Origin of the sequence: Kosakonia oryzendophytica (genome assembly GCF_027886705.1) — a bacterium.
In the GTDB taxonomy this organism is placed as follows: Bacteria; Pseudomonadota; Gammaproteobacteria; order Enterobacterales; family Enterobacteriaceae; genus Kosakonia; species Kosakonia oryzendophytica.
In genome coordinates this window covers 3,106,503-3,127,925 of the sequence record NZ_CP115659.1, presented here as the reverse complement: position 1 = coordinate 3,127,925, position 21,423 = coordinate 3,106,503, and the positions used below count along the sequence as shown (strand labels likewise).

Below are 21,423 nucleotides of genomic sequence, written 5' to 3'. Positions count from 1 at the left end.
ACCCCGGAGCGGGCTTTTTTTTACGCTTTTTGTTCGGCTTGTTGCATCTGGCGGGCATCAATGAGGCGGATAGCCAGTGCGATGAGTGCGGACAGCGTTGCCAACACTACCACACCTTGCCATGAGGCAACCGAGTAGAGTTTACTGCCCAGTGCAGAACCTGCCGCCATACCAATAAACACGCCGGTAAACAGTAGTGCATTCAGCCGACCACGTGCTTGCGGCTCCAGGCCGTAAACCAGATTCTGGTGTGCAACCAGACTGGATTGCAGACCCAGGTCAAAACCGACGGCAGACAATGCAATCAGGATCAGTTGCCCGTGCGGGGGCAGAACGGGCAACAGGAACATCAGAGCAAAAGAAACCATCACCAGACCTGCGCCTAATTGTGTCACTTTCTCTGCGCCCATTTTATCTGCCAGCCCGCCAGCCAGCGGTGCGGCCAGTGCACCGGCCGCACCTGCGATGCCGAAAGTGCCGGCGACAGCGCTACCCAATTGATATTTTTCCAGCAGCATCATCGCCAGGGTTGACCAGAACGCGCTAAAAGCGACAGAAAGAAAACCTTGTGCCATTGCAGCGCGACGCAGTGATGGATAACGTTGCCACAGGTGCGCCATAGACTTCATCAGCGCCGGGTAGCTCAGCGTTGAGTGGGTGGCGAAACGCGGCAGTACCGACCACATCAGGATACCAATCAGCGCAATGCTAACGGCCGCCATCTGGTACATGACGCGCCAGCCAAATGCCGCGCCAACAAAGCCACTGACGGTCCTGGAGAGCAGGATCCCCAGCAGCAGCCCCGTCATTACCGTACCGACCATTTTCCCCTGTTTACCCGCCGGTGCGAGGATCGCGGCAGCAGGAACAATATCCTGCGCCATGGTGGCGGCCATGCCTAACAGCAGGCTGACAATTAGCAGAGAGGGAAGGTGACTGGTCAGACTGCATGCCAGCAGTAACAGCGCCAGTGCCGCGCTTTTGAACAGGATAAGACGCCGGCGATCATGGCGGTCGCCCAGCGGCAACAAAAACAGGATCCCCAGCGCATAGCCAGTCTGAGTCAGTGTGGGAACCAGCCCCATGCCGTTGATTGTAAGATGCAAGTCGTTGCCTATCAGCGGTAATAGCGGCTGCGAATAGTAAATTGCTGCAACGCTGAATCCTGCGCCGAGCGCGAGGGCAAAAATGACCCAGCCAACAGCATCTGTCGAAAGAGAATGACGGTTCATATGATGGTTCCCCAGAAACGGTGTGTTTTGATTTGTGCGTCGTAACGCTACGGTGTGGGCACATTTTTGCGTATGCCGGTATAGCGCGGTAGCCAGCGGAGTGGTAAAACGGTTATACGTATAACGTATAAATGTAATAATTATGAAGCGACAAGAGCGTATAGATAGAGTGGATCTGATGCGGACGTTTATCCGTATCGTCGAGGCGGGTTCGCTGTCGGCGGCGGCGCGTCAACTGGACACCACACAAGCGACGGTGAGCAGACGCTTGCAGTCGCTGGAAAGCCTGCTTGGCGTGAAACTTTTGTTGCGCACCACCCATGCGATGAAGCTCACGGATGATGGAGAACGGTGTTATCAGCATGCGAAACGTGTGGCGGATGCATGGGTTGCACTTGAGGATGAGCTGAGTCAGTCGGACGATGAACCGGTGGGAATGTTACGGGTACGAGCGCCGCATGCGTTTGGTCAGGAGCAATTGCTGGGGCCGTTAACGCAATTCCTGGAGCGTCATCCACAGCTATCGGTGGAGTGGATACTTAATGACAAAAAGGTGGATTTTCTTAGCGCGAATATCGATTGCGCCATTCGTGTGGGGGCGGAAGTCGATCCAGCGACCGTGTCAGTGCTGCTGGCGGAAGTGCCTCGCAGTCTGGTGGCGGCACCCGCAGTACTTGCGCGTTTTCCTGCAATAGAAACGCCACAACAGCTCTCCGCATTGCCATGGATAGCCCTGAATACGTTTTACCAACACGAAATTCATCTTACGCATCAGCACAGTGGTGAGACGGAGCAGGTGGTGATTTCGCCCAGGCTTTATACGGATAGTCTCTATGCAGTACGTAACACCGTCATTGCAGGGCTGGGTGTGGCGGTGATCTCCAGTTGGGCGGTAGAGGAAGAAATTCGTGCCGGTAAGCTGGTGGCGCTGTTGCCGGAGTGGCAGGCAGCACCGTTGCCAGTGCATCTGGTTTACCCGTGGGCACGTTACTATCCCGCGCGGTTACGTAAGTTTTTGCAACTGATGCGGGAAGTGATGCCCGGGCTGGGCGGTATGCGCCAGCCAGTGCATCGGGCATAAAAAAGCCGACCCGGAGGTCGGCTTTTACTGCCAGTCGGGTTAGTTGACTGACGGCGGTTTTGTTGCCGGCGCGGTAGCGGAGTGCGTGGCGCTGTGGCCGCCTGCCGCTCCTTTACCTGTGAATCCGAACTCCGGACGTACCCAATCGCTATGACGCGGTGCTTCCGGCACGTAGGCTGGCGCAGGCGCTTTAGTCATTGGCGCAGTGGCAATCTTACGTGCCGCCGGCGGCGCTGCTGCAGGGATGACCGGCACTTCGATAACCGGCGTCGCAGTTTCTTCCGTTACGTCTTCGGCCACGGCAGTTTCAGCCACCGGTTCTGCAACCACTGGGGGTTGTGCTGGCTGCACGTTTTCAACCACCGCTTCAGCGACGGTGCGATCTTCCTCAGCAATCAACTGCGGCTGATCCTCTACCGGGCTTTCAATGACTTCCGGATGCGTGGTTTCAACGACGACAGGTTCAGGTGCTTCAACAGGCGTTTGCGGTTCAGCAATCGCAGGTTCAGCGGTTGCAGTTTCGGCCGTTTCAACCGGAGCAGACGCTTCTGGCGCTTCAGCGGGCTGACTGGCGACCAGTTGCGCTTCGGCGATAGCGGGAGCGACATCCTGCTCAGTGGCGACATTCTGTTCCACTTCGCTGTCCTGAACCTGCTGCTCATCCTGAGGACGCGCAACCGGATAGCTGATCCATACCTTACCGGAGGCCATTTCCGGCGATGCGCAGGCAACGGTCAATGGCATTGCGGATTGCAACGGGTAGCGCTCATCGCGGTAGCGACGGCGACGCTGACCGCTGACGCGCAGGTGGCGCGGTGAACGGCGTGAGCGGCGCGGCATCGCGTTTTCACGCGTATCCCCGTTCTCATCCTGTTCCTGTGCGTTGGCACTGTCTGCAACGACAGGCAGCTCGACTTTCGCCAGTTCAGTGCGTGGAGCGGGTACGTCCTGGACAGCATCCTTTTCAACAACGGTTTCTGCATTCTGCTCGCCAACGCGGACTTTCTGGTTCAGCTGACGCTGCTTACGGCGCGGCATCGTCTGTACACGCTCTTCCTGTTCCGTTTCCGGCGCAGTTTGTTCATCGCGGCTCAGCTCTTTCACATCCTGCTGCGCCTGACGTTTTTCATCATTACGGCGGCGATTGCGTTCACGGCGCGGTTGCTGCTCGTCACGCGGCTTCGCCTTATCAGCCTCTTCTACGGCAACTGGCTGGCGAACATCGCGGGCCTCTGCATTCTGCTGTGATTTTTCACGGCGATTGCGGCGATTTTCTTCGCGGCCTTCGCGGTTGTCACGGCCTTCACGCGCTTCATTACCTTCACCGCGGGAATCTCGGCGCTCATTACGATCGCGACGGTTGCCCTGACGGGATTTACGACGATCCTGCTGGCGATCTTGTTTCTCGCCCGCATTTTTCTTCTCTTCTTCTTTCACTTCAACCGATGCAGGCGCAGCTTCGCTGGCGAACAGGCCTTTCAGTGCGGAGAAGAAACGGCCCAGCAGACCCGGCGAGGACTGGGCGACGACAGAGGCTGGCTGTGCAGTGACTGCAGGTGTAGGCGCAGGCGCTTGTGGTACTGGCGGAACATCTGGCATGACGAAAGTGGCCAGCGCTGGTTGTTCCGGACGTTTACGTTCCGGAACGTCTTCTTCAGACGGCAGCGCCATTGCTTCTTCATGCAGTTTTGGCAGCAGATAGCTCAGGGTCGGGGTCTCTTCACCTTTACGCACGCGCAGTACGGAGTAGTGCGGGGTTTCCATCTGATCGTTCGGAACGATCACGCAGCGTACGCCACCCTGACGGGCTTCGATAGCGCTGACGGCAGCACGTTTTTCGTTCAACAGGTAAGAAGCGACCTGCACCGGAACGATGGCATGCACCTCCTGCGTGTTTTCTTTCAGCGCTTCTTCTTCGATCAAGCGCAGAATAGACAGCGACAAGGATTCGTTGTCACGAATGGTGCCAGTGCCGCTACAGCGTGGGCAAACGTGATGGCTGGACTCGCCAAGCGACGGGCTCAGACGCTGGCGGGACATTTCCAGCAGACCGAAGCGGGAAATATGGCTGATTTGAATACGCGCACGGTCCTGACGCACCGCTTCACGCAGACGGTTTTCCACAGCACGCTGGTGACGTACTGGCGTCATGTCGATGAAGTCGATAACAATCAGGCCGCCAAGGTCGCGCAGGCGCAACTGACGGGCAATTTCGTCTGCCGCTTCCAGGTTAGTATTAAACGCCGTCTCTTCGATATCGCCGCCGCGGGTTGCGCGAGCGGAGTTGATGTCGATAGCGGTCAGTGCTTCGGTCGTATCAATAACGATAGAGCCGCCGGAAGGCAGGCGCACTTCACGCTGGAAGGCAGACTCAATCTGCGACTCAATCTGGTAGTGGCTGAACAGCGGGATTTCGCCGGTGTACAGTTTGATTTTGCTACTGAAATCCGGACGACCCAGCGCGGAGATATGCTGGCGGGCCAGCTCAAGCACTTTCGGGTTATCGATCAGGATTTCGCCGATGTCCTGGCGCAGGTAATCGCGGAAAGCGCGCACAATCACGTTGCTTTCCTGGTGGATCAGGAACGGCGCCGGGCGGCTTTCTGCGGCTTTCTGGATGGCTTCCCAATGTTTCAGACGGAAGCTCAGATCCCACTGCAGTGCTTCGGCAGATTTGCCCACGCCTGCTGTACGGACAATAAGACCCATGCCATCCGGCAGTTCCAGACTGGACAGCGCTTCTTTCAGTTCGGTGCGGTCGTCGCCTTCGATGCGACGGGAGATACCGCCCGCACGTGGGTTATTTGGCATCAATACCAGGTAGCTGCCAGCAAGGCTGATAAAGGTGGTAAGCGCCGCGCCTTTGTTGCCGCGCTCTTCTTTATCGATCTGAACAATGACTTCCTGACCTTCGCGCAGCACATCTTTGATGTTCGGACGCCCATGGGCGTTGTAGCTGGCAGGGAAGTATTCGCGGGCGATTTCTTTAAGAGGGAGAAAACCGTGGCGTTCAGCTCCGTAATCAACAAATGCAGCTTCGAGGCTCGGTTCAATGCGGGTGATTTTGCCTTTGTAGATGTTCGCTTTTTTCTGCTCGTGACCCGGGCTTTCGATATCCAGGTCGTACAGGCGCTGCCCATCAACAAGGGCGACACGCAACTCTTCCTGCTGAGTTGCGTTGATTAACATTCTTTTCATCGTAACTTACTCATTATTCTTACATTGACGACTAAGCTGCGGGCATGATGACGCCTTTCCGGGGGAGAACCGATGGCCTCGTGACTATTCACGTCGCCAACCTCACGGTTGTCGTTCGCTTAAGAGGCGCAGTGTGTCGGCTGCCTGTATTTCCTGTGGAAAACACAGCGCAATTATCAGGGGAACAGCCTGGGAAAAACTCTCCAGAGAAGATTCCATCTACCGGTAAGGACTGCAACCCGCAGCCCGCTAACTGCCTGAAAGTTCAATACGTCTTACGCCATTGCTGCGTGTATGATCGGACAGGCAAAACTGGTCATTCCGCTCATTTACTTGTTTTAGCAAAATTCAACACGGAAAACGGCAACATTATTCCTTGCGAACCCTGTTATAGCAAGCTGACTTTTACCATTTATCACCCGGTTACTCACAGTTTTTTCACCTTTGACCACGGATCGGTTTAATAACCGCCGAATCAACTGTGTAAAACGCAGCAAGCCAGGTTCAAAGGTAAATATAAGCATATAAAAATGAGTGGCGCTAATCATCCAGGCTATTTAGAATCGCCACCCATGAAAACTGAGACGCCATCCGTAAAATTTGTTGCCATTTCCGCTGACGAAGCGGGGCAACGCATCGATAATTTTTTGCGCACCCAACTAAAAGGTGTGCCCAAGAGCATGATCTACCGCATTTTGCGTAAAGGCGAAGTGCGGGTGAACAAAAAACGCATCAAACCGGAGTACAAGCTGGAAGCCGGTGATGAAGTGCGCATTCCACCAGTACGTGTGGCGGAGAGAGAAGAAGAAGCTGTTTCGCCGCATCTGCAAAAAGTCGCTCAGTTAAGCGATGTCATTCTCTACGAAGACGATCATATCCTGGTGCTGAATAAACCTTCCGGCACGGCAGTGCATGGCGGCAGTGGGTTGAGTTTTGGCGTGATCGAAGGGCTGCGGGTGTTACGTCCTGAGGCGCGGTTCCTTGAATTGGTGCACCGTCTTGATCGTGATACCTCCGGTGTCCTGCTGGTGGCGAAAAAGCGTTCAGCACTGCGTTCTCTGCATGAGCAGTTGCGCGGCAAGGATATGCAGAAAGATTACCTGGCGTTGGTACGTGGGCAATGGCAGTCCCATGTCAAAGTGGTGCAGGCGCCGTTGCTGAAAAATATCCTGCAAAGCGGTGAGCGTATTGTGCGTGTGAACAGTGAAGGCAAGCCCTCGGAAACCCGCTTTAAAGTGGAGGAGCGCTATGCGTTCGCCACGCTGATGCGTTGCAGTCCGGTGACGGGCAGGACGCACCAGATCCGTGTGCATACGCAACATGCCGGGCATCCCATTGCTTTTGACGATCGTTATGGCGACCGTGAATTTGACAAGCAACTGGCCTCAACCGGTTTGTCGCGCCTGTTTTTGCATGCAGCTGCGCTTAAGTTTACCCATCCGCACACTGGCGAAACGCTGCGTATTGAAGCACCGCTGGATGATGCGCTCAAACACTGCCTGCACGTCCTGCGTAATGCTAAATGATATTTCCCCTCTCGTCCGGAGAGGGGAAGAGTGCTTCGGCTAGGGTTTTAGCCATTTATCCAGCCACGGAAAAACCTCATCCTGCTGTTCCTGGTAGAAAACGTGCCCCAGTTCTGGCCAGGTTTTTGTGACCAGTTTGTCTTTGGCATTTTGTGATGACCAGATCTTCTCCACTTTTGTGAACGCCTCCTGCACAGCTTCCGCCGGGAACAGTTTGTCTTTGCCGCCGCTATAAATCAGCATGGGTTTCGGCGCTGCGATGCTGGCGATATCGGGAATGTCCATATGCGCAGGCATGCCGGGGTGCAACATATAAAAGGCGGATTGCCCACGCAGAACATTATTCCCCGGTTGCATCAGGCCATTGTAGGTACCAAACCATGAAATTACGGCCGTCGCTGCGACCTTATCGCTCAGCGCCGCCAGTTGCCATGCGCGGAAACCGCCCATCGAAAATCCCACCACGCCGATACGCTGTTTGTCCACCTGGGGATGAGAAGCGATAAAATCCACCGTGCGCATATCTTCATAGGCCACTTCTCCACCGAGTGAGCGACCAAGATTAAAGTAGTTACTTGCCAGCGCCTGCTGCTGCTCGTAAACCATTGGACCGCGATCGCTCCAGCCGCGGCTATCGATGGCAATGACCGCATAACCGCGCTTCGCCAGTTCATCGCCAATAAATTTACCGCTGAAGAATTTGTCGGCCCAGGCTTGCGCGCTGGCCAGTTTTTCTGCATCACCCCAGGGACGGATCACCTTCTCTTTGCCAATATCAAATTTTGAACCGTGATCGTGAAGTAATACGATGGCAGGGTGGGGGCCGGGCGTTTTGGGCATGAGTAGCAGTGCAGCGATGCGATTATCATCCGTGATTGTTATCGCCAGCTTTTCGGCGATATAGCTGCCGCGATCCTCGTTAGCAATAGCGTGTGGAGCAAAAGGTTGTGTTGCATTTGGGGTGAGCAGTGCGTTGCGAAATAACCGGCGGCTGTGGGTTTGCCATTGCGAGAAATGGCTATATTTCCCGGATAACCAAGAATCAGGGTAGTGCATCTGTGCTTTCAACGTCTGCCACCCAGCGGGCAGGTTACCTTCGACAATGCCCTGCGTTTGCCACTCTTCCTGTGCAGTGGCGTTAACGGACGCCAGCAGAGTTAGCGTCAGCGCCAGGCTGCGGAAAATATTCATCACCCCTCCTTTTAATTAAAACATTGTTTCAATATTGGTGATGAATGTAAGGGGTGATTAAAAAAGAATCTGTGATCGGTAAAGCATTAACTTAACAGCGGGTTACAGTGCTCACGTCGCAGCATCTGGCATAAGGCAATTAACGGCAGGCCCACCAGTGTATTCGGGTCGCGACCGTCGAGGCGTTCAAACAGCGCGATCCCCAGGCCTTCACTCTTAAAGCTGCCAGCACAATTCAGCGGGCGCTCTTTACGCACATAATCGTCGATCTCCTGCTCACTCAAGCGGCGAAAGTGGACATCGAAAGGTTCACATTCAGTCTGTATGTGGCCGGTTGCCGAATTATACAACGCAAGACCTGTATAAAAAGTGACGATATTTCCGCTGGCTTTCATTAATTGCTGGCGCGCATTTTCTTCCGTGTGAGGTTTACCGGTAATTTCACCGTCAAGCACACAGACCTGATCTGAACCAATAATCAGATGTTGGGGCCAGGCGTGTGCCAGTGATTGTGCTTTTTCTTGCGCCAGGCGCTGGACCAGATGGCGTGGAGACTCGCCAGGGCGCGGTGTTTCGTCGGTGTGCGGTGCAGCGCATTCAAAAGATAACCCCAGTTTTTCCAGCAGGGCGCGACGATACGGAGACGTTGAAGCAAGGATGAGAGCAGACATATTTTTTTCACCAAATATGGCTTAACAATGACAGGCATTTTAAACTGTAGGCCGCAATGTGTGCGAATTATTGGCAAAAGGCAACCTCAGGCTGCCTTTTTCTTTGACTCTATGACGTTACAAAGTTAATATGCGCGCCCTATGCAAAAGGTAAAATTACCCCTGACTCTTGATCCGGTTCGTACGGCTCAAAAACGCCTTGATTACGAGGGTATCTATACCCCCGAGCAAGTTGAGCGTGTTGCCGGGTCTGTAGTCAGCGTGGACAGTGATGTGGAGTGCTCCATGTCGTTCGCTATCGATAATCAGCGTCTTGCCGTGTTAACCGGAGAGGCGAAGGTAACGGTATCGCTCGAATGCCAGCGCTGCGGGAAGCCGTTCACCCATCATGTTCACACAACGTATTGTTTCAGTCCTGTGCGTTCAGATGAGCAGGCTGAAGCACTGCCGGAAGCGTATGAGCCGATTGAGGTTAACGAATTCGGTGAAATCGATCTGCTGGCCCTGGTTGAGGATGAAATCATTCTCTCCTTGCCAGTAGTTCCGGTGCATGATTCTGAACACTGTGAAGTGTCCGAGGCGGACATGGTCTTTGGTGAATTGCCTGATGAAGCGCAAAAACCAAATCCATTTGCCGTATTAGCCAGCTTAAAGCGTAAGTAATTAAGGAGTAAGGTCCATGGCCGTACAACAGAATAAACCAACCCGTTCCAAACGTGGCATGCGTCGTTCCCATGACGCGCTGACCGCAGTCACCAGCCTGTCTGTAGACAAAACTTCTGGTGAAACCCACCTGCGTCACCACGTTACCGCCGACGGTTTCTACCGCGGTCGCAAGGTTATCACTAAGTAATCACGCGCAAGCGTGATGAAGCTTAGTGAGGATTTCCCCGCGTAAGCGGGGATAAACCGAACCAGGCTGCGACGATACCTTGACACGTCTAACCCTGGCGTTAGATGTCATGGGAGGGGATTTTGGTCCTTCCGTGACAGTGCCTGCAGCTTTGCAGGCACTGAACTCTAATTCTCAACTCAATCTTCTTTTAGTCGGCGATCCCGACGCTATCACGCCATTACTTGCCAAAGCTGATTTCGAGCAGCGTTCGCGTTTGCTTATCGTTCCTGCACAGTCAGTTATTGCCAGTGATGCGCGTGCCGCGCAGGCTATTCGTAACAGTCGCGGTAGTTCAATGCGCATTGCGCTTGAACTGGTGAAAGCAGGGCGCGCCCAAGCCTGCGTGAGTGCAGGTAACACTGGCGCGTTGATGGGGCTGGCGAAAATGTTGCTCAAACCGATTGAAGGTATTGAGCGTCCGGCGTTGGTGACGGTGTTGCCTCATCAGCAAAAGGGCAAAACAGTAGTGCTGGATCTTGGCGCTAATGTGGATTGTGACAGTACAATGTTGTCGCAATTTGCGGTAATGGGCGCAGTCATGGCGGAAGAGATCCTTGGGATTACAAATCCGCGCGTTGCGTTACTGAATATTGGTGAAGAAGAAACCAAAGGCCATGACAGTATCCGCGATGCTGCTGCATTATTACGCTCGGTTCCAGCAATGAACTACATTGGCTATCTGGAAGCGAATGAATTGCTCACCGGCAAAACGGATGTATTGGTTTGTGACGGTTTCACAGGAAATGTCACATTAAAAACCATGGAGGGTGTTGTCAGAATGTTCCTTTCGTTGCTGAAATCTCAGGGCGAGGGGCAAAAAAGGTCGTGGTGGCTGATTTTATTAAAGCGTTGGTTACAAAAAAGCCTGACAAGGCGATTCAGTCACCTCAACCCCGACCAGTATAATGGCGCCTGTCTGTTAGGATTGCGCGGCACGGTGATTAAGAGTCATGGTGCAGCCAATCAGCGAGCCTTTACCGTCGCGATTGAACAGGCAGTGCAGGCGGTGCAGCGGCAGGTTCCACAACGGATTGCCGCTCGCCTGGAATCTGTGTACGCCCATCCTGCTTCGCCTGCATCAAGCGACGAAAATCAGAGTGTGTGTATATTACCCGAGAGTGACTGAGCGTACATGTATACGAAGATTATTGGTACCGGCAGCTTTCTGCCCGAGCAGGTTCGAACAAACGCCGATCTGGAAAAAATGGTCGAAACGTCTGATGAATGGATTGTCAGCCGTACAGGGATCCGTGAGCGCCGCATCGCCGCTGCAAACGAAACTGTTTCGACCATGGGCTTTGAGGCCGCTAAACGCGCGCTGGAAATGGCCGGCATCGATAAAGATCAGATTGGTTTGATCATTGTTGCGACGACATCCGCGACGCATGCATTCCCGAGCGCGGCTTGCCAGATTCAGAATATGCTGGGGATCAAAGGCTGTCCGGCGTTTGATGTTGCTGCAGCCTGCGCTGGTTTTACCTATGCGCTGAGCATCGCCGATCAATATGTTAAAACCGGCGCGGTGAAACATGCACTGGTGATTGGTTCTGATGTGTTGGCGCGGACGTTGGATCCGGAAGATCGCGGGACGATTATTCTGTTTGGCGACGGTGCTGGCGCTGTTGTACTTGGTGCATCTGAAGAGCCGGGTATCATCTCTACACATCTTCACGCGGATGGTAGCTATGGTGAACTGCTGACGTTACCGAATCTGGATCGCGTGACGCCGGAAAACTCCACTTACCTGACAATGGCCGGTAATGAAGTCTTTAAAGTGGCGGTCACTGAACTGGCGCGTATTGTTGATGAAACATTGGCGGCCAATAATCTGGAGCGCAGCGAGCTTGACTGGCTGGTGCCACATCAGGCTAACCTGCGAATTATCAGCGCGACAGCGAAAAAACTGGGTATGTCGATGGACAATGTTGTTGTGACGTTAGATCGTCACGGCAACACTTCTGCGGCTTCCGTTCCCAGCGCGCTTGATGAAGCGGTACGCGACGGGCGCATTAAACCGGGTCAGTTGATCCTGCTCGAAGCGTTCGGTGGTGGGTTTACCTGGGGCTCCGCGCTGGTTCGTTTCTGAGTATAAGGATAAAAACATGACGCAATTTGCATTTGTGTTCCCCGGGCAGGGTTCCCAAACGGTTGGTATGCTGGCTGATATGGCTGCAACTTACCCGGTGGTTGAACAGACGTTTGCTGAAGCTTCTGCGGTGCTGGGCTATGATCTCTGGGCGCTGGTACAACAAGGCCCAGCGGAAGAACTGAATAAAACCTGGCAGACGCAACCAGCGCTGTTGACGGCTTCCGTCGCGCTGTGGCGCGTATGGCAGCAGCAGGGCGGTAAAGCGCCTGCGTTGATGGCGGGGCACAGTCTCGGTGAATATTCTGCGCTGGTGTGCGCAGGCGTGCTGGCTTTCGCTGACGCGGTACGTCTGGTTGAGCTGCGTGGTAAATTTATGCAGGAAGCTGTCCCGGAAGGAACAGGCGCCATGTCGGCAATTATCGGTCTCGATGATGCGTCGATTGCCAAAGCCTGTGAAGAGTCTGCCGAAGGTCAGGTGGTGTCGCCGGTGAACTATAACTCACCGGGGCAGGTCGTCATTGCAGGGAATAAAGAAGCGGTTGAACGCGCTGGCGCAGCCTGTAAAGCCGCTGGCGCGAAACGTGCTCTGCCGTTACCGGTCAGCGTACCGTCTCACTGTGCGTTGATGAAACCTGCCGCAGAAAAACTGGCCGCTGAGCTGAACAGCATTACGTTTAATGCACCGCAGATCGCGGTTGTGAATAATGTGGATGTGAAGTGCGAAACAACGCCGGAAGCGATTCGTGACGCGCTGGTGCGTCAGCTTTATAGCCCAGTTCAGTGGACGAAGAGCGTTGAGTTTATGGCGGCGCAGGGCATTGAGCACCTGTATGAGGTTGGCCCGGGTAAAGTCCTCACTGGTCTGACAAAACGTATTGTTGACACCCTGACTGCATCGGCCCTCAATGAGCCGAACGCGATGTCTGAGGCACTTGCGCAATAAAAGAGGAAAACCATGAGTTTTGAAGGAAAAGTCGCGCTGGTTACCGGTGCAAGCCGCGGTATTGGCCGTGCAATTGCTGAGACGCTTGTTGCGCGTGGCGCAAAAGTTATCGGTACTGCGACCAGCGAAAATGGTGCTAAGGCGATCAGCGATTATTTAGGTGCGAACGGTAAAGGTCTGCTGTTGAATGTGACCGATGCAGCATCTATCGAATCCGTTCTGGAAAATATCCGCGCGGAGTTTGGCGAGGTTGATATTCTGGTTAATAATGCCGGTATCACCCGTGATAACCTGCTGATGCGCATGAAAGATGACGAGTGGAACGATATCCTCGATACCAATCTTTCATCTGTTTTCCGTCTGTCAAAAGCGGTAATGCGCGCTATGATGAAAAAGCGTCATGGGCGTATTATCACTATCGGTTCTGTGGTCGGTACCATGGGAAATGCTGGTCAGGCCAACTATGCTGCGGCTAAAGCGGGTCTTATCGGTTTCAGTAAATCGCTGGCGCGTGAAGTTGCGTCCCGCGGTATTACGGTGAACGTTGTTGCTCCGGGCTTTATTGAAACGGACATGACGCGTGCGCTGTCTGATGATCAGCGTGCGGGTATCCTGGCGCAGGTTCCTGCGGGCCGTCTTGGCGGCGCTCAGGAAATCGCCAGCGCGGTTGCATTTTTAGCCTCTGACGAGGCAGGTTACATCACTGGTGAAACCCTGCACGTCAACGGCGGAATGTATATGGTTTAACCACGATGAAATTTATTTGCGTTATTAGGGGGAAAAGCCTCAGAATAGCGTAAAATCGTGGTAAGAACTGCCGGGATTTAGTTGCAAATTTTTCAACATTTTATACACTACGAAAACCATCGCGAAAGCGAGTTTTGATAGGAAATTTAAGAGTATGAGCACTATCGAAGAACGCGTTAAGAAAATTATCGGCGAACAGCTGGGCGTTAAGCAGGAAGAAGTTACCAACAATGCTTCCTTCGTTGAAGACCTGGGCGCTGATTCTCTTGACACCGTTGAGCTGGTAATGGCTCTGGAAGAAGAGTTTGATACTGAGATTCCGGACGAAGAAGCTGAGAAAATCACCACCGTTCAGGCTGCCATTGATTACATCAACGGTCACCAGGCGTAAGTGAACATCTCCAGGCGGTCACTCGACCGCCTGAGTTTTATCTAATAATCCCACGAATCTCTTTATTTATCCCTCCCTGGAGGACAAACGTGTCTAAGCGTCGTGTAGTTGTGACCGGACTGGGCATGTTGTCTCCTGTCGGCAATACCGTAGAGTCTACATGGAAAGCTCTCCTTGCCGGTCAGAGTGGCATCAGCCTGATCGACCATTTCGATACTAGCGCCTATGCAACCAAATTTGCTGGCTTAGTAAAGGATTTTAACTGTGAAGACATCATCTCGCGCAAAGAACAGCGCAAGATGGATGATTTCATTCAATATGGAATTGTGGCTGGCGTACAGGCCATGCATGATTCTGGCCTTGAAGTCACCGAAGAGAACGCATCCCGTATTGGCGCAGCGATTGGCTCCGGCATTGGCGGTCTCGGCCTGATTGAAGAAAACCACAGCTCTCTAGTCAACGGTGGACCGCGTAAAATCAGCCCGTTCTTCGTTCCGTCGACGATTGTGAACATGGTGGCAGGCCATCTGACCATCATGTTCGGCCTGCGTGGTCCGAGCATTTCAATTGCAACGGCGTGTACATCCGGCGTGCATAACATCGGTCATGCGGCGCGTATCATTGCTTATGGCGATGCTGATGCGATGCTCGCTGGTGGTGCAGAGAAAGCCAGTACCCCGCTGGGCGTTGGCGGATTCGGCGCAGCGCGCGCACTCTCCAACCGTAATGACAACCCGCAGGCGGCAAGCCGTCCGTGGGACAAAGACCGTGATGGTTTTGTACTGGGCGATGGCGCCGGTATCATTATGCTTGAAGAGTACGAGCACGCGAAAAAACGCGGCGCGAAAATTTATGCAGAAATCATCGGGTTTGGCATGAGCAGTGATGCCTACCACATGACTTCTCCACCGGAAAACGGTGCGGGCGCGGCACTGGCGATGGTCAATGCATTGCGTGATGCTGGCATTGAGCCGGGGCAGATTGGCTATGTGAACGCACACGGTACCTCCACTCCGGCGGGTGATAAAGCTGAGGCGCAGGCGGTGAAATCGGTATTTGGCGACGCAGCAAAACGCGTGATGGTAAGCTCCACCAAATCCATGACCGGTCACCTGTTAGGTGCTGCAGGCGCTGTTGAGTCTATCTACTCAATTCTCGCGCTTCGCGATCAGGCCGTTCCGCCAACCATCAACCTGGATAACCCGGATGAAGGTTGCGATCTGGACTTCGTGCCACACGAAGCGCGTCAGGTCAGCGGCATGGAGTACACTCTGTGTAACTCCTTTGGCTTCGGCGGTACTAATGGTTCGCTGATCTTCAAAAAAGTCTGATTATCTGAGCCATATTAAGGCCCGCTTGTCGGGCCTTTTCTATTCGGTTTTCTCCGCTTGTTCTCTGCTTTTCATCCTGCCAAACTGTCCGGCCACGCATAAGGAGCCTCTATGTTCTTGATTAATGGCATTGAGCAGCAAACGCTTGCCGCCACTGACCGGGCAACACAATTTGGCGACGGTTGTTTTACCACTGCGCGCATTATTGACGGGCAGATCCAGTTTCTGGCTGCACATCTGCAACGCTTACGGCAAGCATGTGAGCGTTTATTTATTCCGTTCGCCGACTGGCCAGTGCTGGAGCGGGAGATGAGCACGCTGGCGAAGGAAAAAGTCGATGGTGTCGTAAAAGTCATCATCAGCCGCGGCGCAGGCGGTCGAGGTTATAGTACGGCAAACTGTATTACTCCTACGCGTATCCTTTCTGTTTCCGCTAACCCGGCGCATTACGAGCGCTGGCGGCAGGATGGCGTGACGCTGGTGCTCAGTCCGGTTCGTCTTGGGCGAAACCCTCTGCTGGCAGGCATTAAACATCTTAACAGGCTGGAGCAAGTACTGATCCGCGCTCACCTGGAACAGACTGAGGCTGATGAAGCGCTGGTACTGGACAGCGATGGCTGGCTCACTGAGTGTTGTGCGGCCAATCTTTGTTGGCGTCGGGGCAAGGATGTTTTTACTCCCCGCCTGGATCAGGCCGGCGTTGATGGCATTATGCGCCAATATTGTATGCGGCAACTGGCATCTTCAGGTTTTAACGTTGTCGAAGTGAATGCGCGGCAGGATGTGTTGCAGCAAGCAGATGAAGTGTTTATTTGCAACGCGCTGATGCCGGTAGTCCCGGTTCGGCAGTGGGGTGATCTCCACTGGACCGCGCGTGATTTGTATCACTTTTTATCCCCCCTGTGTGAGCAGATAAATCAGTCATGAAGAAAATGTTACGTTTTGTTCTTCTCCTGCTGGCGGCGATGGTTATCGCAGCGGGAGCAGGTGTGTGGAAGGTTCGCCAATTGGCTGACAGCACGATCCTGATCAAGGAAGAACACATTTTTTCCCTACCGGCCGGAACGGGGCGTCTTGCCTTGGGTGAACAGTTGTACAACGAGAAGGTGATCAACCGTCCGCGGGTATTCCAGTGGTTGCTTAAGCTGGAACCGGATCTCTCGCACTTTAAAGCCGGGACCTATCGTTTTACGCCAGGTATGACCGTTCGTGAAATGTTGCAGTTGCTGGCAAGCGGTAAAGAAGCGCAGTTCCCGCTGCGTCTGGTCGAAGGTATGCGGTTGAGTGACTATCTTAAGCAGTTGCGTGACGCACCGTGGATCAAACACACACTGAAAGATGATGATTACGCTACAGTAGCGCAGGCTCTGAAGTTGGAACATCCGGAGTGGGTGGAAGGCTGGTTCTGGCCTGATACGTGGATGTACACCGCCAACACCACCGACGTGGCATTACTAAAGCGCGCGCATCAAAAGATGGTGCGGGCTGTTGAGCAGATCTGGGAGGGGCGAATGGAAGGGCTGCCCTACAAAGACCAGAACCAGCTGGTTACCATGGCCTCAATTATTGAAAAAGAGACTGCTGTGGCCAGTGAGCGCGATCAGGTCGCATCGGTATTTATTAACCGGTTACGCGTTGGCATGAAGCTACAGACCGATCCGACGGTGATCTACGGGATGGGCGCGCGTTATAATGGTAAGCTGTCGCGCGCCGATTTGGATACACCGACGGAATATAATACCTATGTAATAAGCGGCATGCCGCCGGGGCCAATTGCCATTCCGGCAGAAGCGTCGTTGAAAGCGGCGGCGCATCCCGCGAAGACGCCGTATCTCTATTTTGTGGCCGACGGCAAAGGCGGGCACACGTTTAACACCAATCTCGCCAGCCATAACCGGTCAGTGCAGGAATACCTGAAAGTACTTAAGGAAAAAAATGGGCAGTAAATACATTGTCATTGAAGGGCTTGAAGGCGCCGGTAAAACCTCGGCACGTGATGTCATTGTGAGCACGCTTAAAGAATCTGGCGTGAATGAAATGGTATTCACGCGTGAGCCTGGTGGGACGCTGTTGGCGGAAAAACTGCGCAGCCTGGTGCTGGATATTCGCTCTGTAGGTGACGAGGTCATTTGCGACAAAGCTGAAGTGCTGATGTTTTATGCTGCCCGTGTACAGTTAGTTGAAACGGTGATCAAACCGGCACTGGCGCAAGGTCAGTGGGTTATTGGCGATCGTCACGACCTTTCCACCCAGGCTTATCAGGGCGGTGGTCGCGGCATTGATCAGGCGATGCTCGCCACCTTACGTGATGCGGTGCTGGGGGATTTCCGTCCGGACTTAACCCTCTATCTTGATGTGACGCCAGAAGTCGGACTAAAACGCGCGCGTGCGCGTGGCGAGCTGGATCGCATTGAACAGGAGTCGCTGGAGTTCTTTAACCGGACGCGAGCCCGTTACCTTGAACTGGCGGCGCAGGATGGCACCATTCGCACCATTGATGCGACCCAGCCGCTGGAGGATGTTATGCAAAATATTCGTCAGACCATTATGGCATGGGTCCAGGAGCAGGGCGCATGAGATGGTATCCGTGGCTGCGGCCGGACTTTGAACAACTGGTAGCCAGTTATCAGGCCGGACGTGGGCACCACGCATTACTGATCCATGCATTGCCTGGCATGGGGGAAGACGCCTTGATCTATGCGATCAGCCGTTTTTTGTTATGCCAGACGCCACAAGGGCACAAAAGTTGTGGTCATTGCCGGGGGTGTCAGCTTATGCAGGCAGGCACGCATCCGGACTATTACACGCTGACGCCGGAAAAAGGCAAAACTGCATTAGGGATTGATGCGGTACGCGAAGTTAGCGAAAAATTGTATGAACACGCGCGGCTGGGCGGCGCAAAAGTAGTATGGATTCACGATGCCGCTCTGCTGACGGATGCAGCCGCTAATGGGTTACTCAAAACCCTCGAAGAGCCGCCAGCGCAGACATGGTTTTTCCTTGCCTGCCGTGAACCCGCACGATTATTAGCGACTTTGCGCAGCCGCTGTCGTTTGCATCACCTTGCGCCTCCTGCAGAAAACTATGCCAGCGCATGGCTTGGCCGGGAAGTGACGGCATCGTCGGAGACGCTACTGACCGCGCTTCGCCTGAGTGCCGGGTCACCAGGCGCTGCGGAAGCATTATTGCAGGAAGAATGCTGGTCGCAACGGCTGACGCTGTGCCAGGCTGTCGATACAGCGCTGCAAAGTGGTGACTGGCTCGCTGTGTTACCGGCGTTGAACCATGAACGGGTTGCTGAGCGTCTGCAATGGATGTCATCGCTGTTTCTGGATGCGCTGAAAGTTCAGCAAGGCGCGACCCTGCTCAGTAATGTGGACGCCTCTGTGTTGGTGTACGCTCTTGCTCGCCAGATGCGCGGCGACACGTTGCACGCGCTCTTACATGCACTGTTTACCTGCCGGGAGCAATTGCTGAATGTGCCCGGTGTGAACCGCGAACTTTTGCTGACCGATCTGTTGTTAAATCTGGAACGCTACCTGCAACCAGGTGCGGTGCTTCCTGTATCCCATCTTTAAGAGAGACATTATGTTTTTAGTCGACTCGCACTGCCATCTTGATGGTCTTGATTATCACGCTTTGCACAAAGACGTGGATGACGTGCTGGCGAAAGCCGCCGCGCGTGATGTGAAATTTTGCCTTGCTGTTGCCACCACGCTGCCGGGATACCGCACGATGCGAGAATTGGTAGGGGAGCGTGACAACGTGGTGTTCTCCTGTGGCGTGCACCCGCTCAATCAGGACGAAAGTTATGAGGTCGAGACCTTACGCCAGCTGGCAGCCGAACCTGGTGTGGTAGCGATGGGGGAAACCGGCCTCGATTATTTCTATACGCCTGAAACCAAACCGCAACAGCAGATCTCTTTCCGTAACCATATCCGCATTGGCCGTGAGCTGAACAAACCGGTTATTGTGCACACCCGCGATGCCCGCGCCGATACGCTGGCTATTCTGCAGGAAGAGAAGGTGACTGAGTGTGGCGGCGTTCTGCACTGTTTTACGGAAGATCGCGACACGGCTGGCAAATTGTTGGATATGGGCTTTTATATCTCGTTCTCCGGTATTGTGACGTTCCGCAACGCTGAACAGCTTCGTGACGCTGCACGCTATGTTCCGTTGGATCGACTGCTGGTCGAGACGGACTCACCGTATCTCGCGCCAGTGCCCCACCGTGGTAAGGAAAACCAGCCAGCCATGACGCGAGATGTTGCTGAATATATGGCGGTATTGAAGGGCGTTTCCGTTGAGGAACTGGCCCGGCAAACCACGCAAAACTTTGCCAGTCTGTTCCATATCGATCCCTCCCGTCTGCAATCCGCCTGAAATTTCAGCTTATTTTAGGGCTCGTAATTAATAAACGATCAGAGTAAAGTTCACCGCCATAAAAAAGGCGGTGAGGGGCTATTTTCATTCGAAGGCATGCGGCTTTTGTAAATTAACGTGAGTTTTGCAGCGCGCGCTGGCTGAAACGTGATAGCCATCAAACAAAGCCAAATCGATTTATTTTACTCTGTGTAATAAATAAGGGGCGCTTAGATGCCCTTCCCACGGCGCGGCTCTCCCCCCGCGCCAATGCGCAAAAGCGTAAAAAAAGCACTAATACTCAGGAGCACTCTCAATTATGTTTAAGAATGCATTTGCTAACCTGCAGAAGGTCGGTAAATCGCTGATGCTGCCAGTATCCGTACTGCCTATCGCAGGTATCCTGCTGGGCGTCGGTTCTGCAAACTTCAGCTGGCTGCCAGCAGTGGTTTCCCATGTTATGGCCGAAGCGGGCGGTTCCGTTTTTGCCAACATGCCGCTGATCTTCGCTATCGGTGTTGCACTGGGCTTCACCAATAACGACGGTGTTTCAGCTCTGGCTTCGGTTGTTGCTTACGGCATCATGGTGAAGACCATGGCTGTTGTTGCGCCGCTGGTTCTGCATTTACCTGCTGAAGAAATCGCCGCAAAACACCTGGCTGATACCGGTGTTCTCGGAGGGATCATCTCCGGTGCGATCGCAGCGTACATGTTCAACCGTTTCTACCGTATCAAGCTGCCTGAGTACCTGGGCTTCTTCGCCGGTAAGCGTTTCGTGCCGATCATTTCTGGTCTGGCTGCGATTTTCACCGGTGTGATCCTGTCCTTTATTTGGCCGCCGATCGGTACCGCTATTCAGACGTTCTCTCAGTGGGCTGCTTACCAGAACCCGGTTGTTGCGTTCGGTATCTACGGCTTTATTGAACGTTGCCTGGTACCGTTCGGTCTGCACCATATCTGGAACGTACCTTTCCAGATGCAGATTGGCGAATTCACCAACGCAGCAGGTCAGGTTTTCCACGGCGATATCCCGCGTTACATGGCAGGCGACCCGACTGCAGGCAAACTGTCTGGCGGCTTCCTGTTCAAAATGTACGGTCTGCCGGCTGCCGCTATTGCTATCTGGCACTCTGCTAAACCGGAAAACCGCGCGAAAGTGGGCGGTATCATGATCTCCGCAGCGCTGACCTCGTTCCTGACCGGTATCACCGAGCCGATCGAGTTCTCCTTCATGTTCGTTGCGCCGATCCTGTACGTCATCCACGCGATTCTGGCTGGTCTGGCATTCCCGATCTGTATCCTGCTGGGTATGCGTGACGGTACATCGTTCTCTCACGGTCTGATTGACTTCATCGTACTGAGCGGCAACAGCAGCAAACTGTGGCTGTTCCCGGTCATCGGCGCGGGTTATGCGATTGTTTACTACACCCTGTTCCGTGTGCTGATTAAAGCGTTGGATCTGAAAACCCCGGGCCGTGAAGAAACCACTGAAGAGAGTAAAGCTGGTGCAACCAGCGAAATGGCTCCGGCTCTGGTTACGGCGTTTGGCGGTAAAGAAAACATCACCAACCTGGATGCGTGCATCACGCGTCTGCGTGTCAGCGTTGCTGACGTAGCGAAAGTGGATCAGGCTGGCCTGAAGAAACTGGGCGCTGCGGGTGTGGTTGTGGCGGGTTCCGGTGTGCAGGCTATTTTCGGTACGAAATCCGATAACCTGAAAACCGAGATGGATGAATACATCCGTAACAACTAAGCCATAGTCTGGG

General features: G+C 53.9%; 20 protein-coding genes. 16 read left to right on the top strand and 4 right to left on the bottom strand.

From position 1 onward, the window contains the following. Window positions 1-20 precede the first annotated feature (20 nt). The gene (locus O9K67_RS15135) at window positions 21-1,232 is read right to left on the bottom strand and encodes an MFS transporter (RefSeq protein WP_061494853.1); all 1,212 of its coding nucleotides are present in this window, start codon (window positions 1,230-1,232) and stop codon (window positions 21-23) included. A 142-nt stretch (window positions 1,233-1,374) separates the two neighbouring features. Here O9K67_RS15135 and O9K67_RS15130 point away from each other — a divergent pair, with 142 nt between their 5' ends. Beyond that, window positions 1,375-2,313 (top strand): LysR family transcriptional regulator, encoded by a 939-nt coding sequence (locus O9K67_RS15130; protein WP_061494854.1) that lies wholly within the window; start codon window positions 1,375-1,377, stop codon window positions 2,311-2,313. A gap of 39 nt (window positions 2,314-2,352) precedes the next feature. Here the strand turns inward: O9K67_RS15130 and rne are convergent, their stop codons facing one another. Further along, the gene (gene rne, locus O9K67_RS15125) at window positions 2,353-5,511 is read right to left on the bottom strand and encodes a ribonuclease E (protein WP_061494855.1); all 3,159 of its coding nucleotides are present in this window, start codon (window positions 5,509-5,511) and stop codon (window positions 2,353-2,355) included. 572 nt (window positions 5,512-6,083) lie between these two features. Here rne and rluC point away from each other — a divergent pair. After that, a complete protein-coding gene (gene rluC / locus O9K67_RS15120) occupies window positions 6,084-7,037 on the top strand; it encodes a 23S rRNA pseudouridine(955/2504/2580) synthase RluC (protein ID WP_061494856.1) in 954 nt (317 codons plus the stop codon). A 39-nt stretch (window positions 7,038-7,076) separates the two neighbouring features. On the opposite strand, the gene O9K67_RS15115 is transcribed toward rluC, so the two are convergent. After that, complete coding sequence (locus O9K67_RS15115; protein ID WP_061494857.1) at window positions 7,077-8,228, bottom strand: dienelactone hydrolase family protein; 1,152 nt, start codon at window positions 8,226-8,228, stop codon at window positions 7,077-7,079. 86 nt (window positions 8,229-8,314) lie between these two features. Further along, a complete protein-coding gene (locus O9K67_RS15110) occupies window positions 8,315-8,899 on the bottom strand; it encodes a Maf family protein (RefSeq protein ID WP_061494858.1) in 585 nt (194 codons plus the stop codon). A gap of 141 nt (window positions 8,900-9,040) precedes the next feature. Here O9K67_RS15110 and yceD point away from each other — a divergent pair, with 141 nt between their 5' ends. The 14 genes from yceD to ptsG all read left to right on the top strand — a co-directional run bounded on the left by yceD (window position 9,041) and on the right by ptsG (window position 21,410). Then, window positions 9,041-9,562 (top strand): 23S rRNA accumulation protein YceD, encoded by a 522-nt coding sequence (gene yceD / locus O9K67_RS15105; protein ID WP_061494859.1) that lies wholly within the window; start codon window positions 9,041-9,043, stop codon window positions 9,560-9,562. A 16-nt stretch (window positions 9,563-9,578) separates the two neighbouring features. Continuing rightward, a complete protein-coding gene (gene rpmF, locus O9K67_RS15100; RefSeq protein ID WP_020457446.1) occupies window positions 9,579-9,752 on the top strand; it encodes a 50S ribosomal protein L32 in 174 nt (57 codons plus the stop codon). Window positions 9,753-9,831: 79 nt separating this feature from the next. Further along, the gene (gene plsX / locus O9K67_RS15095; RefSeq protein WP_082794156.1) at window positions 9,832-10,920 is read left to right on the top strand and encodes a phosphate acyltransferase PlsX; all 1,089 of its coding nucleotides are present in this window, start codon (window positions 9,832-9,834) and stop codon (window positions 10,918-10,920) included. A 6-nt stretch (window positions 10,921-10,926) separates the two neighbouring features. After that, window positions 10,927-11,880: a beta-ketoacyl-ACP synthase III gene (locus tag O9K67_RS15090; protein WP_061494861.1), complete on the top strand. Its 954-nt coding sequence runs from the start codon at window positions 10,927-10,929 to the stop codon at window positions 11,878-11,880. A gap of 16 nt (window positions 11,881-11,896) precedes the next feature. Continuing rightward, the gene (gene fabD, locus O9K67_RS15085; protein ID WP_061494862.1) at window positions 11,897-12,826 is read left to right on the top strand and encodes an ACP S-malonyltransferase; all 930 of its coding nucleotides are present in this window, start codon (window positions 11,897-11,899) and stop codon (window positions 12,824-12,826) included. A gap of 12 nt (window positions 12,827-12,838) precedes the next feature. Next, on the top strand, window positions 12,839-13,573 hold the full coding sequence (gene fabG / locus O9K67_RS15080; RefSeq protein ID WP_061494863.1) for a 3-oxoacyl-ACP reductase FabG: 735 nt from the start codon (window positions 12,839-12,841) through the stop codon (window positions 13,571-13,573). 154 nt (window positions 13,574-13,727) lie between these two features. Continuing rightward, the gene (gene acpP, locus O9K67_RS15075) at window positions 13,728-13,964 is read left to right on the top strand and encodes an acyl carrier protein (RefSeq protein WP_000103754.1); all 237 of its coding nucleotides are present in this window, start codon (window positions 13,728-13,730) and stop codon (window positions 13,962-13,964) included. Between the two features lie 89 nt (window positions 13,965-14,053). Further along, window positions 14,054-15,295 carry a beta-ketoacyl-ACP synthase II gene (gene fabF / locus O9K67_RS15070; RefSeq protein WP_061494864.1) on the top strand — a complete coding sequence of 414 codons (1,242 nt, stop codon included), beginning with the start codon at window positions 14,054-14,056 and terminating at the stop codon, window positions 15,293-15,295. Between the two features lie 111 nt (window positions 15,296-15,406). Continuing rightward, a complete protein-coding gene (pabC, locus tag O9K67_RS15065) occupies window positions 15,407-16,222 on the top strand; it encodes an aminodeoxychorismate lyase (RefSeq protein ID WP_061494865.1) in 816 nt (271 codons plus the stop codon). Then, window positions 16,219-17,241: a cell division protein YceG gene (yceG, locus tag O9K67_RS15060; RefSeq protein ID WP_061494866.1), complete on the top strand. Its 1,023-nt coding sequence runs from the start codon at window positions 16,219-16,221 to the stop codon at window positions 17,239-17,241. Before pabC ends, yceG begins: the two co-directional genes overlap by 4 nt. Then, window positions 17,231-17,872, top strand: a complete 642-nt coding sequence (gene tmk, locus O9K67_RS15055) for a dTMP kinase (protein WP_061494867.1) — start codon at window positions 17,231-17,233, stop codon at window positions 17,870-17,872. Before yceG ends, tmk begins: the two co-directional genes overlap by 11 nt. Then, the gene (gene holB / locus O9K67_RS15050) at window positions 17,869-18,873 is read left to right on the top strand and encodes a DNA polymerase III subunit delta' (protein ID WP_061494868.1); all 1,005 of its coding nucleotides are present in this window, start codon (window positions 17,869-17,871) and stop codon (window positions 18,871-18,873) included. The genes tmk and holB overlap by 4 nt, the downstream gene beginning before the upstream one ends. 10 nt (window positions 18,874-18,883) lie before the next feature. Continuing rightward, complete coding sequence (locus O9K67_RS15045) at window positions 18,884-19,678, top strand: metal-dependent hydrolase (RefSeq protein ID WP_061494869.1); 795 nt, start codon at window positions 18,884-18,886, stop codon at window positions 19,676-19,678. 298 nt (window positions 19,679-19,976) lie between these two features. Then, the gene (gene ptsG, locus O9K67_RS15040; RefSeq protein ID WP_061494870.1) at window positions 19,977-21,410 is read left to right on the top strand and encodes a PTS glucose transporter subunit IIBC; all 1,434 of its coding nucleotides are present in this window, start codon (window positions 19,977-19,979) and stop codon (window positions 21,408-21,410) included. Window positions 21,411-21,423: the final 13 nt, after the last annotated feature.

Excerpts from the sequence above, each read along its gene's own strand:
- rluC (WP_061494856.1), top strand. The coding sequence starts at position 6,084 with ATGAAAACTGAGACGCCATCCGTAAAATTTGTTGCCATTTCCGCTGAC.
- O9K67_RS15135 (WP_061494853.1), bottom strand. The coding sequence starts at position 1,232 with ATGAACCGTCATTCTCTTTCGACAGATGCTGTTGGCTGGGTCATTTTT.
- O9K67_RS15090 (WP_061494861.1), top strand. The coding sequence starts at position 10,927 with ATGTATACGAAGATTATTGGTACCGGCAGCTTTCTGCCCGAGCAGGTT.
- O9K67_RS15130 (WP_061494854.1), top strand. The coding sequence starts at position 1,375 with ATGAAGCGACAAGAGCGTATAGATAGAGTGGATCTGATGCGGACGTTT.
- pabC (WP_061494865.1), top strand. The coding sequence starts at position 15,407 with ATGTTCTTGATTAATGGCATTGAGCAGCAAACGCTTGCCGCCACTGAC.
- O9K67_RS15115 (WP_061494857.1), bottom strand. The coding sequence starts at position 8,228 with ATGAATATTTTCCGCAGCCTGGCGCTGACGCTAACTCTGCTGGCGTCC.
- acpP (WP_000103754.1), top strand. The coding sequence starts at position 13,728 with ATGAGCACTATCGAAGAACGCGTTAAGAAAATTATCGGCGAACAGCTG.
- O9K67_RS15110 (WP_061494858.1), bottom strand. The coding sequence starts at position 8,899 with ATGTCTGCTCTCATCCTTGCTTCAACGTCTCCGTATCGTCGCGCCCTG.
- fabG (WP_061494863.1), top strand. The coding sequence starts at position 12,839 with ATGAGTTTTGAAGGAAAAGTCGCGCTGGTTACCGGTGCAAGCCGCGGT.
- O9K67_RS15045 (WP_061494869.1), top strand. The coding sequence starts at position 18,884 with ATGTTTTTAGTCGACTCGCACTGCCATCTTGATGGTCTTGATTATCAC.
- yceD (WP_061494859.1), top strand. The coding sequence starts at position 9,041 with ATGCAAAAGGTAAAATTACCCCTGACTCTTGATCCGGTTCGTACGGCT.
- holB (WP_061494868.1), top strand. The coding sequence starts at position 17,869 with ATGAGATGGTATCCGTGGCTGCGGCCGGACTTTGAACAACTGGTAGCC.
- ptsG (WP_061494870.1), top strand. The coding sequence starts at position 19,977 with ATGTTTAAGAATGCATTTGCTAACCTGCAGAAGGTCGGTAAATCGCTG.
- rpmF (WP_020457446.1), top strand. The coding sequence starts at position 9,579 with ATGGCCGTACAACAGAATAAACCAACCCGTTCCAAACGTGGCATGCGT.
- tmk (WP_061494867.1), top strand. The coding sequence starts at position 17,231 with ATGGGCAGTAAATACATTGTCATTGAAGGGCTTGAAGGCGCCGGTAAA.
- rne (WP_061494855.1), bottom strand. The coding sequence starts at position 5,511 with ATGAAAAGAATGTTAATCAACGCAACTCAGCAGGAAGAGTTGCGTGTC.
- fabD (WP_061494862.1), top strand. The coding sequence starts at position 11,897 with ATGACGCAATTTGCATTTGTGTTCCCCGGGCAGGGTTCCCAAACGGTT.
- yceG (WP_061494866.1), top strand. The coding sequence starts at position 16,219 with ATGAAGAAAATGTTACGTTTTGTTCTTCTCCTGCTGGCGGCGATGGTT.